Here is a 17,058-nt window from a genome sequence, read left to right on the forward strand (position 1 = left end):
TCCCCTTTCGTCTCGGATGGGACAGGGCGGGCATCAGGCGCCGCCGTCCTTGAGCGCGTCGGCGCCGACGCTCTGGAAGCGCAGGTCGTACAGGTCCTGGGCCTTCAGCGGGGGGTTGCCGGTCTCCTTGGCGAGCAGGTCGACGGTCTCCTGGTGCCGGGCGATGGCCTCCGACCAGTCGGCCGGGAGGTCGGGCTCGCCGGAGACGTCCACCAGGTACTGCCCGTCGGCGGCGCTCAGCCCCTGGTCCTTGACGTAGTAGCCGTCGATCCATTCCTTCGGGTGCTCGTAGACCCAGCGGGAGGCGCGGGCCCAGGCGGCGACGTACTCGCGCAGGGCGGCGGCCTTGGCCGGGTCCTCCAGCGTGGACGTGCGGACGTAGAGGTGGCCGGGGTCGTCGCGCAGGCCGTGGCGGAGGGTCGTGGCGCCGTCCTCGCCCCACTTGGTGGTGTAGCGCTTGATGTTGACGCCGCCGATCGGGGCCACGTCCACCTGCCGGGAGGCCAGCGCGTTGGGGTAGACGTCGCCGGTGCTCGGCAGCTCGACCAGGATAACGTCGTTCTTGGTGAGGCCGGCCTTGGCGAGCACCTTGAGCACCAGCGCGCCCTGCGCCTGGCCTGGGCTGTAGGCGATCTTCTTGCCGCGCAGGTCGGCGAGGGTCTTCACGCTGACGCCCGGGGCGATGCCGAGCTCGTAGGTGGGGTGGTCGAGCGGGTCCTTGCGGAACTTGGAGGCGATGATCTTCACGGGCAGGCCGGTCCAGGTGGCGTGGATGGCCGGGATCTCCGCGACCGCGCCGACGTCGAGCGCGTCCGCCCTGAACGCCTCACTCGTCTGGGGGCCGCCGGTGACGTTGGCCCATTCGATGGTGAACGAGAACTTGTCGATCTCGCCGGAGAGCTGTAACGCGACCTTGGTCGAGGGGTCTCCGACGATCAGCTTGGTGCCCTGGGGGACCGAGGTCGGCAGCGGCGCGTCGGGGGCGAGCGCCGGGGCGTCCGCCTCCGCTCCGCCCGTCTGGGCGCAGGCGGCGAGGAGGGGCAGGAGGAGGAGTAGGGCGAGCGGGCGGCGGTTCCGCAGCTTCGAGGTGGGGGCAGGCATGTTGGGTGGTCCTCTGGGTGGTCGCGAACGTGGCTGTTCGTTCCGTACGAGGACTCGTCGGGGGCGTGCGCGGTGGCACGCGACGGCTCGGCTCGTACGGACGGATCGATCCAGTCGTTGGTCAGCGACACTGCGCGCTGGCGACGTGGCCGAAGTCCACGTGCGGGCGCCGGGTCAGGCGAAGGCCCTGGCTCATGACCTCGACGCTACGAGGCCCGCCGCGCTAAGTCAACATTTCCTACCAGATTTACATGATTTCGGCAGAGGCAGATCGCGGCGTTGGACACCCGCCTGCTCAGAAGGCGTCCGACCGTCGCGAAGGCCGCGCGTGAACGAGCCCCGAGGACTTGACCGGCGGGTTGACCGACCGCGCGAAGGGGCACCTGATTTCCGGGCTCGCGACCCGCCCGGCGCCGGGATCGACGCTCGCGATCGCGCGGACGAGGCCCGTCGGGCCAGCACCATCCGGCAGCTCGACGAACACCCCTCACCTCCCACGAATGCGCTGGTCGCGGCACCCCCGCCACCGCCCGGTCGCCACGGCGCACGAGCCGGCCGGGACGCGGGCAGGCGGTAACGCACGGCGACCCCCCTGTACCGCGTCGAGTCCGCGTACGAGATGATCAACCCCTGGGTCGACATCTTGACACAGTCAGTTCACTTGCGGCTACCCCAAAAATCATCTTTGGGACACTGGCCCGTCGGCCACCCTTCCCCTATCGATGCTCCCGGACCCGGCCGCAGGGCCCCGCCAAAGGCCCGCCGTTCTCCATATCGCCGCAGTACAGCGGGTTTCGGAGAGCGCCCGGCCGTGTCCCTCACACCGCGCGCCCCATGTTGTGAACGTGCTGGGATCACTGCGATGCGTCACATTGATCCTGACATTCCGCTTGACCTGGGCGACCAAAACTCCATACCTTTGGCCGTCGTTCGGGAGGTTTCGGGGGAGCTGAGGCCATCGCGCGAGCGATGTCGGGTGCCCACCGCGGGCCCTGCTCGGCTTGCCGGTTCATGGACGAGGGAGGCGATAGGGGCTAGCGGTTCATCCAGGCACGTCACCCATAGTGCCCGGACTGGATCAGAACGTAATCGGCCGTGGAAGGCTTCACCCACCCGTGACAGTTCCCCGGCCGGGATTCCGCCTCTGGATGATTGATCGGAGGAGTTCCACACCTTGGGACCCACGTATCTTGTCTGCCTGCCCTTCGCCGGCGCCGGAGCGTCGTTCTTCAGAGAATGGCAGCCCTGTGCCCCCGACGGCCTGACCGTGCTGCCGGTGCAACTGCCCGGCCGTGAAGAGCGTTTCACCGAGCCCTCCTGCACCGACGCCGCGCGGGCCGCCGAGGAGGCGTGCTCGCAGGTGCTGACGCGGATCGACGGCGACGCCCCCCGCGTGGCCCTGTTCGGTCACAGCCTGGGCGCGGTGCTCGCCTACGAGCTGGCCCACCACCTGCTGAGCGGCGCCGGGATAACGCCGGTGCGGCTGTTCGTGAGCGGCTCCCCCGGGCCGTACGACGGGCGGGAGAGCAAGGCCAGCGGGCTCGACGACGCGCAGTTCCTGGCCCGCGTCAGGGAGTTCTCGGGTTACACGCATCCGGCGCTCCAGCTTCCGGAGATGCGGGCGCTGCTGCTGCCCATGATCCGGGCCGACGTCGAGATGCACGAGACGTACAAGCCCGCCTCCGACAAGCCGGTGCCGATCCCGATCACCGCGCTGCGGGGCCGCGACGACGAGCTGGTGGACCTGCCGCAGCTCGAACAGTGGGCTCAGGTCACCACCGCCGGCTTCGCCACCGCCCAGTTCGACGGCGGTCACATGTACCTGGCGGACGACCCCGCCGGCCTGCTCCGCCTGATCGCCGCCGAACTCGCACAGGACGAACGGTGACGCTGCGCCTGGCCGGGAAGACGGCCGTCATCACCGGGGCGGCCCGTGGCCTGGGACGCGCGACGGCTCAGGCGTTCGCCCGCGAGGGAGCCGATCTGCTGCTGGTCGACGTCGCGCGCGACCTGTCGGGGGTGCCGTACCCGCTGGGGTCCCGCGACCAGCTCCGCCACACCGAGCGGCTCTGCCGGGAGTCCGGCGTGTCCGTGCTGGTCGAGGAGGCGGACGTACGGGACCTGCGCGAGGTCGAGAACGCGGTCTCCACGGCGGTCGCCCGTTTCGGCACCGTCGACGTCCTCGTCAACAACGCGGGCATCGCCGCCCCGTCCGGCAAGGTCGCGCACGAGATCGACGAGCACGAGTGGCAGCTCATGCTCGACGTCGACCTCTCGGGCGCGTGGCGGGCCATCCGCGCGGTGGGCAAGCTCATGGCCGAGCAGGGCTCGGGCAGCATCGTCAACATCGCGTCCACCGCCGGCCTGGTGGGATACCGGCATTTCGCGGGTTATGTCGCCGCCAAGCACGGCCTCGTCGGCCTCACCAAGGCGGCGGCGCTCGACTACGCCCCGCGCCAGGTCAGGGTGAACGCGGTGTGCCCCGGCTCGGTCCGCGACGACGCGCGGGTCGAGGGCCGGATGCTGGCCGAGATCGCGCGCTCGCTGGACGTGCCGGTCGGCGAGCACGAGGAGGCGTTCCTCCAGGCCCAGCCGATGAACGCGCTCGTCGAGCCAGAAGCCGTCGCCGCCGCCGCCCTGTGGCTGGCCTCCGACGAGTCACGGCAGGTCACGGGCAGCGTGCTCACGGTCGACGGGGGCTTCACCACACGGTGACCCCCCGCCGCGCCGACCACTCACCCTCTGGAGACCATCCCGTGGACCGCACCAGCAGGCCCGCTGACGCCTGGCCGCCGACCTCCGCCTCCGGGCACTGCCACGCCCGGCGGACGCGGCTGCCCGGCGGCGCCGACGCCGTCCTGATGGCGCGGATCCTTGAGGCCGCCTCCCTGGCCTGGTGGGGCGAGCCCCTGCGACTGTGGACCGAACGCGTTCCCGCCCCGGCCGGCTCCGCGACGGCGAACCGGCGGCTCGACGCCGAGCTGTTCCGTCCCATGGCCGCCGGGGGCGCGGGGCTGCGGGCCGTGCTGCTGGGGTACGCGGACGGCGCGGCCGACCTCGTACTCGTCGCGCACCGGGCGCGGCTCGACGCGGCGTCGCTGCGGATGGTGGCCGACGTGCTCACCGAGCGGGCCCGGTACGAGCGGTTCCGCCCGGAGGAGCCGGGGCGCGTGGTCGTGGACGACGAGGCGGTCAGGCGGTGGCGGGAGGCGGACTACTCGGGAGCCGTCGAGTGGGCCACCGGGGACGGCGGCGCGGGCGACCGTACGGGGGTCGTGACCGTCGCGCTGGGCGGGTCGGCTCCGGAGGGCGGGTCTGCGGATGCGGTGGCCAGGATCGCGGTGGCCAGGATCGCGGTGGCGGCCGGGCTGGTGCTGGGGCGCTACGAGGGCCGCCCGCGCCCGGTGGTCGCCGGGCTGACCGGGGTTCCCGGGCGGCCGGCGGGCGCGCTGGGGGCGTTCGAGGCCGGCGTGCTGCTGGCCCCCGACCTGTCGGGCGCGAGCACGGCGGCCGAGCTGGTGGCCGAGAGCGCCCGGATCATCGGCGGCGACGGCGGCTGGTGCGACGCCCGCCGGTACGCCGACCTCTGTGCCGAGGCGGGCGGCCGGGTGCTGGTGGGGCTGCTGGCCGGCGACCTCGACGGGCCCGCCGGTGACCGCGTCCCCTGCCAGACGGCTCCGTTCCCGCTCACCCTCGTGCCCGGCCGGGCCGAGGACGGCGGGCTCCTGCTCGACGTGCGCCACCGGCTCGCGGACGTGGACGAGGAGTCCGCGCGGCGGTTCGCCCGCCACCTCGCCCGCGCGTACGAGCGGTTGACCGGCGCGGGCGACGACCTCGTCCCCGGCGACGTCGAGCTGCTGGACGAGCCCGAGCGCCGCCACGTGATCGGCCTCGGCCGCCCGGCCGGGCCGCTGGGCCCGCGCGGGGAGCGGACCGGCAGGCGGATCGAGGACGTGTTCGCCGCCCGGGTCGCCGAACGGCCCGAGGCCGTCGCGCTCGTCGGCGAGCACCGCTCGCTCACCTACGCCGAGCTGGACGAGCGCGCCGCCCGGTGCGCCGCCGCCCTGCGCGCGGCCGGCGTCCGGCCGGGCGAGCGGGTGGGCGTGTGCCTGGAACGCTCGCCCGACCTGGTGGTCACCATGCTCGCCGTGCTCAAGGCGGGGGCGGCCTACGTGCCCATGGACCCCGCCTATCCGGCCGACCGGCTGACGTTCACCGCCCGGGACGCCGCGCTGCGCGTCGTCGTCGCCGACGGGAAGTTCCCCTGCGGCGACGGGCTGACCGTCGTCACTCCCGAGCGGCTCGCGGCCCACCGTGACGACGGCCCGCCCGAGGAGGTGGGCGGTGCGGGCGACGCCGCGTACGTGATCTACACCTCGGGCTCGACCGGGCGGCCCAAGGGCGTCGTGGTCCCGCACCGCAACGTCGTCGCCCTGCTGTCGGCAACCACGGGCGACACCACGGGCGCGGCCGAAAACGACTACGGTCTCGGGCCCGGCGACACGTGGGCGAACTTCCACTCCAGCGCCTTCGACTTCTCGGTCTGGGAGATCTGGGGCGCGCTGCTCACCGGCGCCCGGCTGGTCGTGGTCCCCTACTGGGTCTCCAGGTCCCCTGAGGAGTTCCGCGACCTGCTGGCCCGCGAGCGCGTCACCGTGCTCAGCCAGACCCCGTCGGCGTTCGCCCAGCTCATGGAGGCCGACCGGGACCGGGCCGAGCGGCTCGCGGTCAGGCTGGTGATCTTCGGTGGCGAGCCGCTCGACGTGCGCCCGCTGCCGGGGTGGTTCGACCGGTATCCGGACTGCCGCCTGGTCAACATGTACGGCATCACCGAGACCACCGTCCACGTTACCGCGCAGACCGTGACGCGCCGGGAGGCGCTGGCCGGGTCCAGGTCGGTGGGGCGCGCGCTGCCCGGCTGGCACGTGTACGTCCTGGACGAGCGCGGCCGTCCTGCGCCCTGCGGCGTCCCCGGCGAGATCTACGTCGGCGGCTCGGGGGTGGCGACGGGATACCTGGGGCTGCCCGAGCTGACGGAGCGGCGCTTCGTGCCGGATCCGTTCGCCGGTGGCCGCATGTACCGCAGCGGCGACCGGGGACGCCTGCGGCCCGACGGCCTGCTGGAGCACCTGGGGCGGCTCGACACCCAGGTCAAGGTGCGTGGTTTCCGCATCGAGCCGGACGAGGTCCGCAACGTCCTGCTCGACGACCCGTCGGTGACGTCCGCCGCCGTGGTGCTGCGGGACGGGGAGACCGGCGACGCGGCCCTGACCCGGCTCGCCGCGTACGTGACCCCGCAGGACGCCGACCCCGCGGCGGTGCGGCGGCGGGCCGCCAAGGTGCTGCCCGAGCACATGCTGCCCGCCACGATCACGGCGCTGCCCGCGCTGCCGCTCACCGTGAACGGCAAGCTGGACGTCCGCTCCCTGCCCGAGCCCGCCCCCGCCCCGGCGGCCACGGGCGAGGACCTGGCGGGAACGCTGGCCGCGCTCTGGGAGTCGCTGCTCGGCGTGCCGGTCGGCGGCGACGACAACTTCTTCGAGCTGGGCGGCAACTCACTGCTGGCGATCCGGCTGGTGTACGCGATGCGCGAACGCGGCCTGCCCGCGCCGCCGATGCGCGAGCTGTACCTGCACCCGACGGTGAACGGCCTGGCCAGGGTGCTCGGCCATGAGTGAGGCGACGGGCCTGCTGGACTGGCTCTCCAGCGCCGAACAGGGCGGTCACCAAGGGCGCTCCGGCGGGTCCTTCGCCGTCGCGTGCCCGCCCGGCACGACCGCGCCGCGGGCGCTGGCGGCGTGGGGCGCGCTGCTCTACCACCACACCGGGCGGCGGGAACTCGTCTTCCGCGTCGCCGGCGACGTCGTCCGGTTCACGGTCGACCCCGCGCGGACGCTGGACGAGCTGGCGGAGCCGGTGACGCGGGCGCTGGCCGCCGCCGAGCCGTACGAGCCGGGGCCCGAGCCCGTGCCCGTCCTGGCGTACGAGGATCGGGACCCGCCCGGGGCGCTGGTGCTCGTCCTGGGCGCGGACGGGCTCCGGCTGCGGCACGACCCGGCGCGCAGCGCGGACCTGGCCGCCCGGCACGCGAGCCATCTCGCCGCCGTGCTCGCCCTGCCCCAGGACCGCGCGATCCGCGACCTCGACCCCCTCTCCCCCGCTGAGCACGCCCAGCTCGACCGCTGGAACGACACCGCCGTCCCCTACCCGGAGGACTCCCGCGTCGAGCGGCTCTTCGCCGAGCACGCCGAGCGCGCGCCCGCTCATCCGGCCGTGGTGCACGCGGACACCACGCTCACCTACGCCGAGCTGCACCGTCACAGCGCCGTGCTGGCCGGTGCGGTACGCCGGGCGGGCCTGTCCCCTGGCGAGCCGGTCGCGCTGCTGCTGCCGCGCACCCCCGAACTGGTCGTCGCGGCGCTGGCCGTGCTGCGGGCGGGCGGCTGCTACCTGCCGATCGACCCTGCGACCGGGCGGGACCGGATCACGTTCACCCTCGCCGACAGCGGCGCGCGCCTGGTGATCACCTCGGGGGAACGGGACGGCGCGATCCCCGGCCTCGGGGACCTGCCGGGCGGGGCGCGGGTCATCGACCTCGACGCCCAGGACTGGTCGGCCGCGCCGGAGCCCGACGCCCCGGCCCCGGGCGACGCGTCCGCGCCCGCGTACCTGATGTACACCTCGGGCACCACGGGAGTGCCCAAGGGCGTCATGATCCCGCACCGCGGCGTCGTCCGCCTGGTGCGTGGCGCGGACTACGTCCGCCTCGACGACACCACCAGGATGGCTCAGGTCGGCGCGACCGGCTTCGACGCCTCGGTCTGGGAGATCTGGGGCGCGCTGATCAACGGCGGCACCCTGCACCTGCTGGACAAGGAGACCTTCCTCGACGCCGGGGAGCTGCGGCGGGCGCTGGCCGGGCAGGGCATCACCACGGCGCTGTTCACCTCCGCGCTGTTCGGCCGGCTGGCCGACGAGGACCCGGCCGTGTTCCGGCCGCTGCGCGACCTGCTCGTCGGAGGTGACGTGCTCTCCCCCAGTCAGGCCGGGGCCGTGCTGCGGGCCAACCCTGGCCTGCGGCTGGTCAACGCCTACGGCCCGACGGAGAACGCGGTCGTCTCCACCGTCCACCCCGTCACCGGCCACCCCGTCACCGGGCCGCCCGGCGCGCGGGTGCCCATCGGGCGGCCCGTGCCCAACTCCTGCGCGTACGTGCTCAACCAGGATCGCCACCCGCTGCCGGTGGGCGTTCCCGGCGACCTGTACGTGGGCGGCGACGGGATGGCGACCGGCTACCACGAGCGCCCGGAGCTGACCGGGCGCAGCTTCGTCCCCCACCCCCGCCTGCCGGGACGGCTGCTCTACCGGACGGGCGACCGGGCCCGCCTGCTGCCCGACGGCTCGCTCGACTTCCTCGGCCGGGAGGACCGCCAGGTCAAGGTACGCGGCTTCCGGGTCGAGCCGGGCGAGGTGGAGTCGGCGCTGCTGGGCGTGCCGGGCGTGAGCGGCGCGGTGGTGGTGCACCGCCGGGTGCCCGACGGCCACCTGTGCGCCTACGTCACCGGCTCCGGCGTGGCCGGGGACCGGATCCGTGCGGAGTGCCGCCGCCTGCTGCCCGCGCACCTGGTGCCCGCCCACGTCGTGGTGCTGGCGGAGCTGCCGCTGACCCCGAACGGCAAGGTGGACCTGACCGCCCTGCCCGTCCCCCCTGTCGCGGGCGGCGGGCGGGCGGCGCGGGACGAGGTGGAGCGCGCGCTGGCCGAGCTGTGGGAGGACGCGCTCGGCGTGCCCGGCATCGGCGTCGACGACCCGCTCGACGAGCTGGGCGGCACCTCGCTGACCGCGATCCGCGTGTCCGCGCTCGTACGCCGCCGCTTCGGGGTGGCCTGCCCCGTGTCGGCCGTGCTGTCCGCGCGGACGATCGCCGAGCTGGCCGGGACCGTGCGGGCCGCGGACCGTACGCCCGGCGCGTGGCCGCGGCCCGGCCCGGCCACCGGGCGGACCCCGCTGTCTCCCCAGCAGCGGGGCGTCTACGTCGAGCAGGTCAAGGATCCGGCGGGCACCCAGTACAACCTGCCGGTCCTCGTCGACCTGCCCGAGCCGGTGGACGCCGGGCGGCTGACGTCCGCGCTGGCCGCGCTCGCCGCCCGGCACGAGATCCTGCGCACCGACTTCCCCGTGGACGAGGACGGCCGCCCGTACCAGCGGGTCCTGGAGCGGCAGGACGTCACGATCGAGGAGGTGGAGCTGCCGCCCGGCGCGGAGCCCGACGCGTGGGCGGAGCGCTGGGTCCGCCCGTTCGACCTGACCGCCGCCCCTCTGTGGCGGGCGGCCCTGGTACGGCACGACGCCGGCCCGCGGCTGGTCCTGGACCTGCACCACCTGCTCACCGACGGGCACGCGCTGACCCTGCTGATGACCGAGTGGGCGGCGCTGACCAGGGGCGACCGGCTGCCCGAGGTGGAGCTGAGCTACCGGGACTACGCGCGGTGGGCCGACGGGCCGGACCGGCGGGAGCTGGCGCGGGCTCAGGAAGCCTTCTGGGCGCGGACGTTCGCCCGGCCGCCGCGGCCCCTCGACCTGCCCGCCGACCTGCCCCGGCCGGCCGTGCGGACGACAGGGGGCGGCCACGTCGCGTTCCCGCTCGGGCCTGAGCGCAGCCGCGCGATCAGGGAGCTGGCCCGCGCCGAGGCGGTGACGCCGTTCCACGTGCTGCTCGCCGCGTACACGGCCTTTCTGGGGAGGGTGAGCGGCAGCGAGGACGTGACGGTCGGCACGGCGGTGTCCGGACGGCACCTGCCGGGCGTGGAGCGGGTGCAGGGGATGTTCGTGAACACGCTCTGCCTGCGGACGAGCCCGGCGGCCGGACTGCCGTTCCTGGCGTATCTGCGGGCGGTGGCCGGGCACGCCATGGCCGCCGTCGACCACCAGGACCACGCCTTCGACGCCCTCGTGGCGCGGCACGAACGGCGGGACCACGGCAGGCATCCGCTCTTCGACACGTTCTTCGCGCTGCAGGACACGGGGCTGGGCCAGGTGAACTTCCTGGGCGGGCGGCCCCGCTGGCGTCCCGACCTCACCCGGCGCACGATCTTCGACCTCGACCTGCAGATCGAGGTCGAGCCCGACGGCTACGCCGCCCGCTGGGCGTACGCCACCGCGCTGTTCCTGCGGCCCACCGTGGAGCTGTTCCGCGACGAGCTGCTCGCCCTGCTCGACGCCGCGCTGGAGGCGCCCGGCACGCCGCTGGGCGAGCTGCGGCCCGTCGCGGCGGCCCCCCGAGACCTGTCCGCGTTCGCGTTCGACTTCGACTTCTGATCCGGCTGAGGAAGCATGATGCAATCCATCGAGACCCTGGGCGGGCTCAAGGTCGCGGCGGCGCAGCGGCCCCGCGAGGGCGCGTTCTGGCGGGCCGAGCTGGCGTCCGCGCCCGAACGCTCCGGCTTCCCCGCCGACGGCGGGCCGCTCGCGGGCGGCCCGCCCGGGGGCGGCGCGTACGCGACCGTGACGCTCGACCTGGGCCCCGCCCTGGCGGAGCGGCTGATGGAGCTGGCACGAGGGCGGGACGCCGCCCTGCACGCGGTGCTGGTCGCCGCGGTCGGCGCGCTGCTCCAGCGGTACGCGGGGGGCACGGAGACCGGCGAAACGGAGACCGGCGAGAGGGAGAGCGGCGGGGCGGACGTCGTGCTGGCCGTGCCCGCCGTCCCGGTCGCGGATGGTCCCCCGCCGCTGGCGGCGACGCTGCCGCTGCGGCTGCCGATCGGCTCCCGCACCACGTTGCGCAGCCTGCTCGGCGAGGTCGCCGGCCGGATGCGGGCCGCCGTCGAGCACCAGGACTACCCGGTCGAGCTGCTCGCGCGCGAGTCCGGCGGCGCACCCGGCGGGGGCGGCTCTCCCTTCACCGACGTGCTCGTCGTCCCCCCGGCGGACGGCGCCCCGGACGGCGCCGCGGGTGGGCCGGGGTTCCCGTTCGTCTTCGCGTTCCTGCGCCGGGAAGACGGACTGGCCCTGTGGCTGCGGCACCGGGCCGAGAGCCACTCCCCTGACAGCGCCCGGCGCCTGCTCACCCACTGCGCGGCGCTGCTCGGCCAGGCCGCCGCCCGTCCCGACGCCGAGCTGACCGGCCTGGACCTGCGCTCCGGCGACGACCGCGCGCTGAGCGAGCGGGCGAACGCCACGCGGGCCGCCTTCGACGACACGGCGCGGCTGGACGAGCTGCTCGCCCGCCGGGTGGCCGCGACCCCGGACGCCGTCGCCGTGGTGGGCGACGGGTTCCGCCTGACGTACGCCGAGCTGGACGCGCGGGTCAACCGCCTGGCGCACACGCTGCGCGCGCACGGGGTGGGCCGCGACGACCTGGTGGCGGTGCTGGCGGAGCGCTCGCCGGAGATGTTCACGGCCGTGCACGCCGTGTTGCGGGCGGGCGGGGCGTACCTGCCGATCGACCCGGGCAATCCCCCCGGCCGCGTCGCCCACCTCCTGCGCGACAGCGGTGCGCCCCTGGTCCTCACCCAGCCCCATCTCGCCGGTCTGGCGGGGGAGGCCGCGGTGGTGCTGGACCTCACGGACGAGGCCGCGTACGCGCCGGACACGAGCCCGCCGCCCGTCCTGGGCGACGCCCGCGACCTGGCCTACGTCATCTACACCTCGGGCTCGACCGGCGAGCCCAAGGGCGTGCAGATCGAGCACCGCTCGGTCGTCAACCGCATCGCCTGGATGCAGGACGCCTACCCGGTCACCGCCGCCGACGTGATCATGCAGAAGACGCCCACGTCCTTCGACGTCTCGGTGTGGGAGCTGTTCTGGGCCATGTTCGCGGGGGCGGCGGTGTGCCTGCCCGAGCCGGGCGCGGAGCGGGATCCGCAGGCGCTGGTCGCCGCGATCCGGCGGCACGGCGTGACCACGATGCACTTCGTGCCGCCGATGCTGGACGTCTTCCTCGACCACGTGGCCGGCGCGCAGGACGGGCCGGAGCCGCTGCGGCAGGTGTTCGCCAGCGGCGAGGCGCTGTCCCCCCGGCACGCCCGGCGGTTCCGCGAGGTGATCCAGGGCGCGCGGCTGGTGAACCTGTACGGCCCCACCGAGGCCACCGTGGACGTCACCCACCACCCGTGCCGGGGCGACGAGAGCCTGGTGCCGATCGGCCTGCCGGTCGCCAACACCCGCGTGCACGTGCTCGACGCCGGTCTGCGCCCGCAGCCGGTCGGGGTGCCGGGTGAGCTGTGCATCGCCGGGGTCCAGCTCGCCAGGGGTTATCTCGGCCGCCCCGAGCTGACCGCCGAGCGGTTCACCGCCGCCCCGCACGCGGGCGAGGAGCGCGTCTACCGTACGGGCGACCGGGCCCGGCGGCTGCCCGACGGCTCCATCGAGTACCTGGGCCGGATGGACCACCAGGTCAAGGTGCGCGGGTACCGCATCGAGCCGGGCGAGATCGAGGAGCGGCTGCGGGAGCACGCCTCGGTGCGGGACGCCGTCGTCGTGGTCCGCTCGGAGCGGGACGGGCAGGCGTACCTGTGCGGTTATGTCCTGTCGCCGTCACCGGTCCCCGAGGGCGAGCTGCGCGACCACCTGCGGCGCGCGCTGCCCGAGTACATGGTGCCCGCGCGGCTGGTGACCCTGCTGCGCTGGCCGCTCACGCCGAACGGCAAGCTGGACCGCCGGGCGCTGCCCGAGCCGGTCGAGCAGGCCGGGTACGTGGCCCCGCGCACCCCGCGGGAGTCGGACCTGGCCGAGGTCTGGGCCGAGGTGCTCGGCCGCGAGCGGGTCGGGGTGCTCGACAACTTCTTCGCGCTCGGCGGCGACTCGATCCGCTTCGTCACCGTGCTGGCCAAGGCCCGCGCCCGTGGCCTGGACTTCACGTTCAGGCAGCTCTTCGAGCACCCGACCGTCGCCGCGCTGGCGGCGGTGGCCTCCGGCGCCCCGGGCGGCGCGGACCGGGCGCTCGGACCGTTCGAGCTGCTCACGCCGCAGGACCGGGTGAAGATCCCGGACGGGGTCGCGGACGCGTACCCGATGACGCAGCTCCAGGCCGGTCTGGTCTTCCAGAGCGAGCTGTCGCACGCGACGGTCGAGTACCACGACATCCTCAGCTACACGATCCAGAGCACGTTCGACGCCGCACGCTTCGAGCAGGCGGTGCGGATCCTCGTCGCCCGCAATCCGATCTTCCGCACCAGCTACCACCTCACCGGCTACAGCGAGTACCTGCAGCTCGTGCACCGGGACGCGCCGAGCCCGCTGTCGATCGCCGACCTGCGCGGGCTGGCCGAGGAGCAGCAGGACGCGTGGTTCCGCGACTGGGCCGAGCGGGAGAAGGCGCACCGCTTCGTGTGGACCGAGCCCGGCCTGGTGCGGCTGCACGTGCACGTGCTGGCCGACGACCTGTTCAGGTACACGCTCAGCCAGCACAACTCGGCGCTCGACGGCTGGAGCATCACGCTGGTGCACACCACGCTGTTCGACCTCTACCACCGGCTGCTGGAGGGACGGGAGCCGCCCGGCGCCCCGGCGGGCAACCACGCCCGCGACTACGTGGCGCTGGAACGGCGCTCGCTCGCCGACCCGGGGCACCGGGCGTACTGGGCGGGGGTGCTGGAGGGCGCCGCCTTCACGGAGCTGCCGAGGACGCGGAACGCGGCGGAGCCCGACGTGTTCCCCGTGGTGTTCCACGAGGTGGAGTTCCCCGCCGGGCTGTCGGACCGGATCGTGGCGCTGGCCGACAGGCTGGCGGTGCCGGTCAAGAACGTCGCGCTGGCCGCGCACGTCAAGGTGCTCTCGCTGGTCAGCGGGGAGAGCGACGTCATGACCGGCTACGAGCACAGCGGACGGCCGGAGACCGAGGGCGCCACCGAGGCCATCGGGCTGTTCCTGAACACCGTGCCCTTCCGCGCCCGCCTGGCCGCCGGGTCGTGGGCCGACCTCGTACGCCAGGTCTACCGCTCGGAGACGGAGCTGCTGCCCGCGCGGCGCTACCCGATGGCGCAGGCCAAGCAGGACCTGGGGACGCAGGACCCGCTGTTCGAGACGGCCTTCAACTTCACGCACTTCTACCTGCTCAAGGAGCTGCAGGCGCGCGAGGGGTTCGCGCTGCTCGACGTGCGGGCCGACTCGGAGACGGAGTTCGTGCTGCGCGCCGAGTTCTCGCGGCACTTCGTCAGCGACGAGGTGCGGCTGAGCCTGCACTACCACGCCCACCTGTTCGAGCCGTGGCAGGTGGCCAGGATGGGGGCGTACTACACGGCGGTGTTCGAGGCGATGACCGCCGGCCCCGACGACCCGCACCACCTCGCCGGCCTGCTGCCCGCCGAGGAGCGGGCGGCGCTGGCCGCGGCCGAGGAGTCCGCCGGGCTCCCCGCGGCGCTTGACGGGCTGGTCCCCGACGCCGACCGGCCGCTCCGCCCGCGGGTCGTCGACGCGTACGGGCTGCGCGTCCCCTTCGCCACCCCGGGCACGATCTCCCTCGTCGCCGCGGACGGCCGGGCCACCACCGTGCCCGCCCGAGCCCGCCGCCTGCCGGACCGCCTGGAGCTGCTGCCCGAGCCCGCGCGCCGGGTCTTCCACCGCGTCGAGGCGCCGAGCGCCGGTGGTGGTGAGGGCCGCCCAGAGGGGCCGGTGCAGGAACGCGTCGCGCGGGCCTGGTCGGCGGTGCTCGGCGTGCCGCCGGAGTCCATCACGCTCGACGCCAACTTCTTCGAGCTGGGCGGCGCCTCGCTGTCGGCCATGCGGGTGGTCATGGAGATGGGCGGCCTCGTGACGCTCACCGACCTGATGCGCAACTCCACGTTCGGGCCGCTGTGCGCGGTGGCCGAGGCCCGCCTCGCGGCGGGGGCCGCTGAGACGGGGGCCATCGGGACAGGGGCCATGGGGACGGGGGCTATGGGGACGGCGGCAGGTCCCCAGGGGCTGCTCAGGGCCCTGACCGAGGATCCCGACCCGGCCTCGTGCGCACTGGTCTGCTTCCCGTACGCGGGCGGCAACGCCGTCAACTTCGAGCGGCTGGCCACCGCGCTGGGCAAGGACGGCGGCGTCTCCGTGCACGGCGTCGAACTGCCCGGTCACGACGCCGGCCGTCCTGACGAGCCCCTCGTGAGCGTGCCGGAGGCGGCCAGGCTGGTGGCGGACGAGATCCACGCCACGTTCACCGGCCCCGTGCTGCTGTGGGGCCACTGCGTCGGCTCGGCCCTGGCCGTCGAGACGGCCCGCCTGCTGGAGGCCGCGGGCCGCCCGCCGCTGCACGTCTTCGTGGCCGGCAAGCTGCTCCACGACGCCGCCGCCACCCGCGAGGCCATCCGCGAGGCGGAGACGATCGGCGACGCCGACGTCGTGGCCTGGCTGTCCGACGTCACCGGGCTGACCGGGCTCGACGCGCTCGAACCCCACCAGGCCGCGTTCGTGGCGAAGGTCTTCCGGCACGACTCCAGCGCCGCCAACACCTACCTGCTCGAACGGGCCGAGCAGGAGGGGACGGCCCCGCTCGCCGCCCCCCTCACCGCCGTCTACTCCGCCGACGACCCGCTCACCCCCGGATACGCCCGGCGTCACACGGCCTGGTCGCTCTTCTCCGCCGCGCCCCGGCTCGCGGAGATCGGCCCGGCCGGCCACTACTTCACCCACACGGCACCCGACGCCGTGGCCGCCCTGGTGCGCACGCTATGGAAGGAAGAGCGCTGACATGGCCATCGCCGACCCACCCGAGACGGTGACGCCGCCGACTCCGCGCCAGCAGTTCCTGGCCGGGGCCAGGAGCACGATGCCCTTCCTCGCCTCCGCCATCCCGATGGGCATCGCGGGAGGCGTGCTGGGGCTGTCCAGCGGGCTGTCGGAGTTCGCCACGCTGGGGCTGGCCATGGCGGTGAACTCCGGCACCGCGCAGTTCGTCGGCTTCGCGCTGATCGCCGACGGCGCGAGCGTGCCCGCGATCATCCTGACCACGCTGATCCTGGGCCTGCGCATGCTGCTGTACAGCACGATCCTCATCCCGTACGTCAAGGAGGTCCCCCAGCGCTGGCGGGTGGTGCTCGGCTTCGGGCTGATCGACGAGGTGTTCTTCGTGGCGATCGACCGGCTGCGCAACGGCAGGCTGACCCACCACAAGCACCTGTTCTTCCTGGGCGCGTCGGCGACGCTGTACGTCACCTGGATGCTGTGCACGGTGGTCGGCATGTCGCTGGGGTCCGCCGTGCCCGACGTGACGAAGCTCGGCCTCGACTTCCCGGTGACCGCGATGTTCGTCGCCATGCTCGCGATCGGACTGGTGAACTGGCGGGTGGCCGCGGCCATCTGCTCGGCCGGGGTGACGGCGCTGCTGGCGCAGGGGCTGCCGTACAACCTCGGGGTGGTGCTGGCCGCGGTCGTCGGCGCGGTGGTCGGGACCGGCTGCGAGCGGGCGGTCAGGAAGAACGAACCCAGGCGGGGCGACGAGCCCGAGCTGAGCGACGAGCCCGAGGAGAGCAAGGCATGAGCGACGGCATGGGCGTGGTGCTGCTGATCGTCGGCATGGGGTTGTGCAGTTTCCTGCCCCGCTACCTGCCGCTGGCGGTCCTCGCCGACCGGGAGATGCCCCCGCTGGTGGAGACCCTGCTGAAATACACGCCGCCGGCGGTGCTCGCGGCGCTGGTGTTCCCGGCCATTCTCGCCCCGTCCGGAAAAGGACTCGAGCTGAGCCTGGCGAATCCCTATCTGATCGGCGGGGTGGTCACCTTCGCGGCGGGGATGGTCTCGAAAAGGTTTCTGCTGTCCACGGCGATCGGAATAGCCGCGTTCTATTTGAGCCGGTGGCTGCTCGGCTGATCGACAAGATGTCGGCCCGGCGGTCGGCGAATTCTCGTTTTGGAACGCAACAAAACCGTCGTGACCTGCGGTTACATAATCAACTTTCCCGTCGGCAGATTTGCGCTGGAAGCGTTGTTCACTACTCATGGGTAGGCGCGCTTACCAACTTGCGTGTGATTCTTGGTG

At 74.0% G+C, this 17,058-nt stretch carries 9 protein-coding genes; 7 read left to right on the forward strand and 2 right to left on the reverse strand.

Features of this window, described 5'->3' with window-relative positions; all coding sequences use genetic code 11:
- Positions 1-33: 33 nt before the first annotated feature.
- Together ACZ6S0_RS47180 and ACZ6S0_RS47185 are read right to left on the reverse strand one after the other, a co-directional pair.
- Positions 34-1,101 (reverse strand): ABC transporter substrate-binding protein, encoded by a 1,068-nt coding sequence (locus ACZ6S0_RS47180; RefSeq protein ID WP_465926603.1) that lies wholly within the window; start codon positions 1,099-1,101, stop codon positions 34-36.
- A gap of 295 nt (positions 1,102-1,396) precedes the next feature.
- Entirely contained in the window at positions 1,397-1,585 is a 189-nt protein-coding gene (locus ACZ6S0_RS47185; RefSeq protein WP_465926605.1) for a hypothetical protein, read from the reverse strand.
- A gap of 690 nt (positions 1,586-2,275) precedes the next feature.
- On the opposite strand from ACZ6S0_RS47185, the gene ACZ6S0_RS47190 reads away from it, so the two are divergent.
- Genes ACZ6S0_RS47190 through ACZ6S0_RS47220 form a run of 7 tightly spaced genes read left to right on the forward strand, consistent with a single transcriptional unit; the run spans position 2,276 to position 16,890 of the window.
- The gene (locus ACZ6S0_RS47190; protein ID WP_465926608.1) at positions 2,276-2,989 is read left to right on the forward strand and encodes a thioesterase II family protein; all 714 of its coding nucleotides are present in this window, start codon (positions 2,276-2,278) and stop codon (positions 2,987-2,989) included.
- A complete protein-coding gene (locus tag ACZ6S0_RS47195; RefSeq protein WP_465926610.1) occupies positions 2,986-3,816 on the forward strand; it encodes an SDR family oxidoreductase in 831 nt (276 codons plus the stop codon). The genes ACZ6S0_RS47190 and ACZ6S0_RS47195 overlap by 4 nt, the downstream gene beginning before the upstream one ends.
- A gap of 41 nt (positions 3,817-3,857) precedes the next feature.
- Positions 3,858-6,779 (forward strand): amino acid adenylation domain-containing protein, encoded by a 2,922-nt coding sequence (locus ACZ6S0_RS47200; protein WP_465926612.1) that lies wholly within the window; start codon positions 3,858-3,860, stop codon positions 6,777-6,779.
- On the forward strand, positions 6,772-10,419 hold the full coding sequence (locus ACZ6S0_RS47205) for an amino acid adenylation domain-containing protein (protein WP_465926614.1): 3,648 nt from the start codon (positions 6,772-6,774) through the stop codon (positions 10,417-10,419). Before ACZ6S0_RS47200 ends, ACZ6S0_RS47205 begins: the two co-directional genes overlap by 8 nt.
- Before the next feature lie 15 nt (positions 10,420-10,434).
- Positions 10,435-15,771 (forward strand): amino acid adenylation domain-containing protein, encoded by a 5,337-nt coding sequence (locus tag ACZ6S0_RS47210; protein ID WP_465926616.1) that lies wholly within the window; start codon positions 10,435-10,437, stop codon positions 15,769-15,771.
- 1 nt (position 15,772) lies between these two features.
- A complete protein-coding gene (locus ACZ6S0_RS47215; RefSeq protein WP_465926618.1) occupies positions 15,773-16,561 on the forward strand; it encodes an AzlC family ABC transporter permease in 789 nt (262 codons plus the stop codon).
- Positions 16,558-16,890, forward strand: coding sequence for an AzlD domain-containing protein (locus tag ACZ6S0_RS47220; protein WP_465926620.1), 333 nt, complete (start codon positions 16,558-16,560; stop codon positions 16,888-16,890). The genes ACZ6S0_RS47215 and ACZ6S0_RS47220 overlap by 4 nt, the downstream gene beginning before the upstream one ends.
- Positions 16,891-17,058 lie beyond the last annotated feature (168 nt).

Source organism: Nonomuraea sp. NPDC051298 (genome assembly GCF_055586305.1).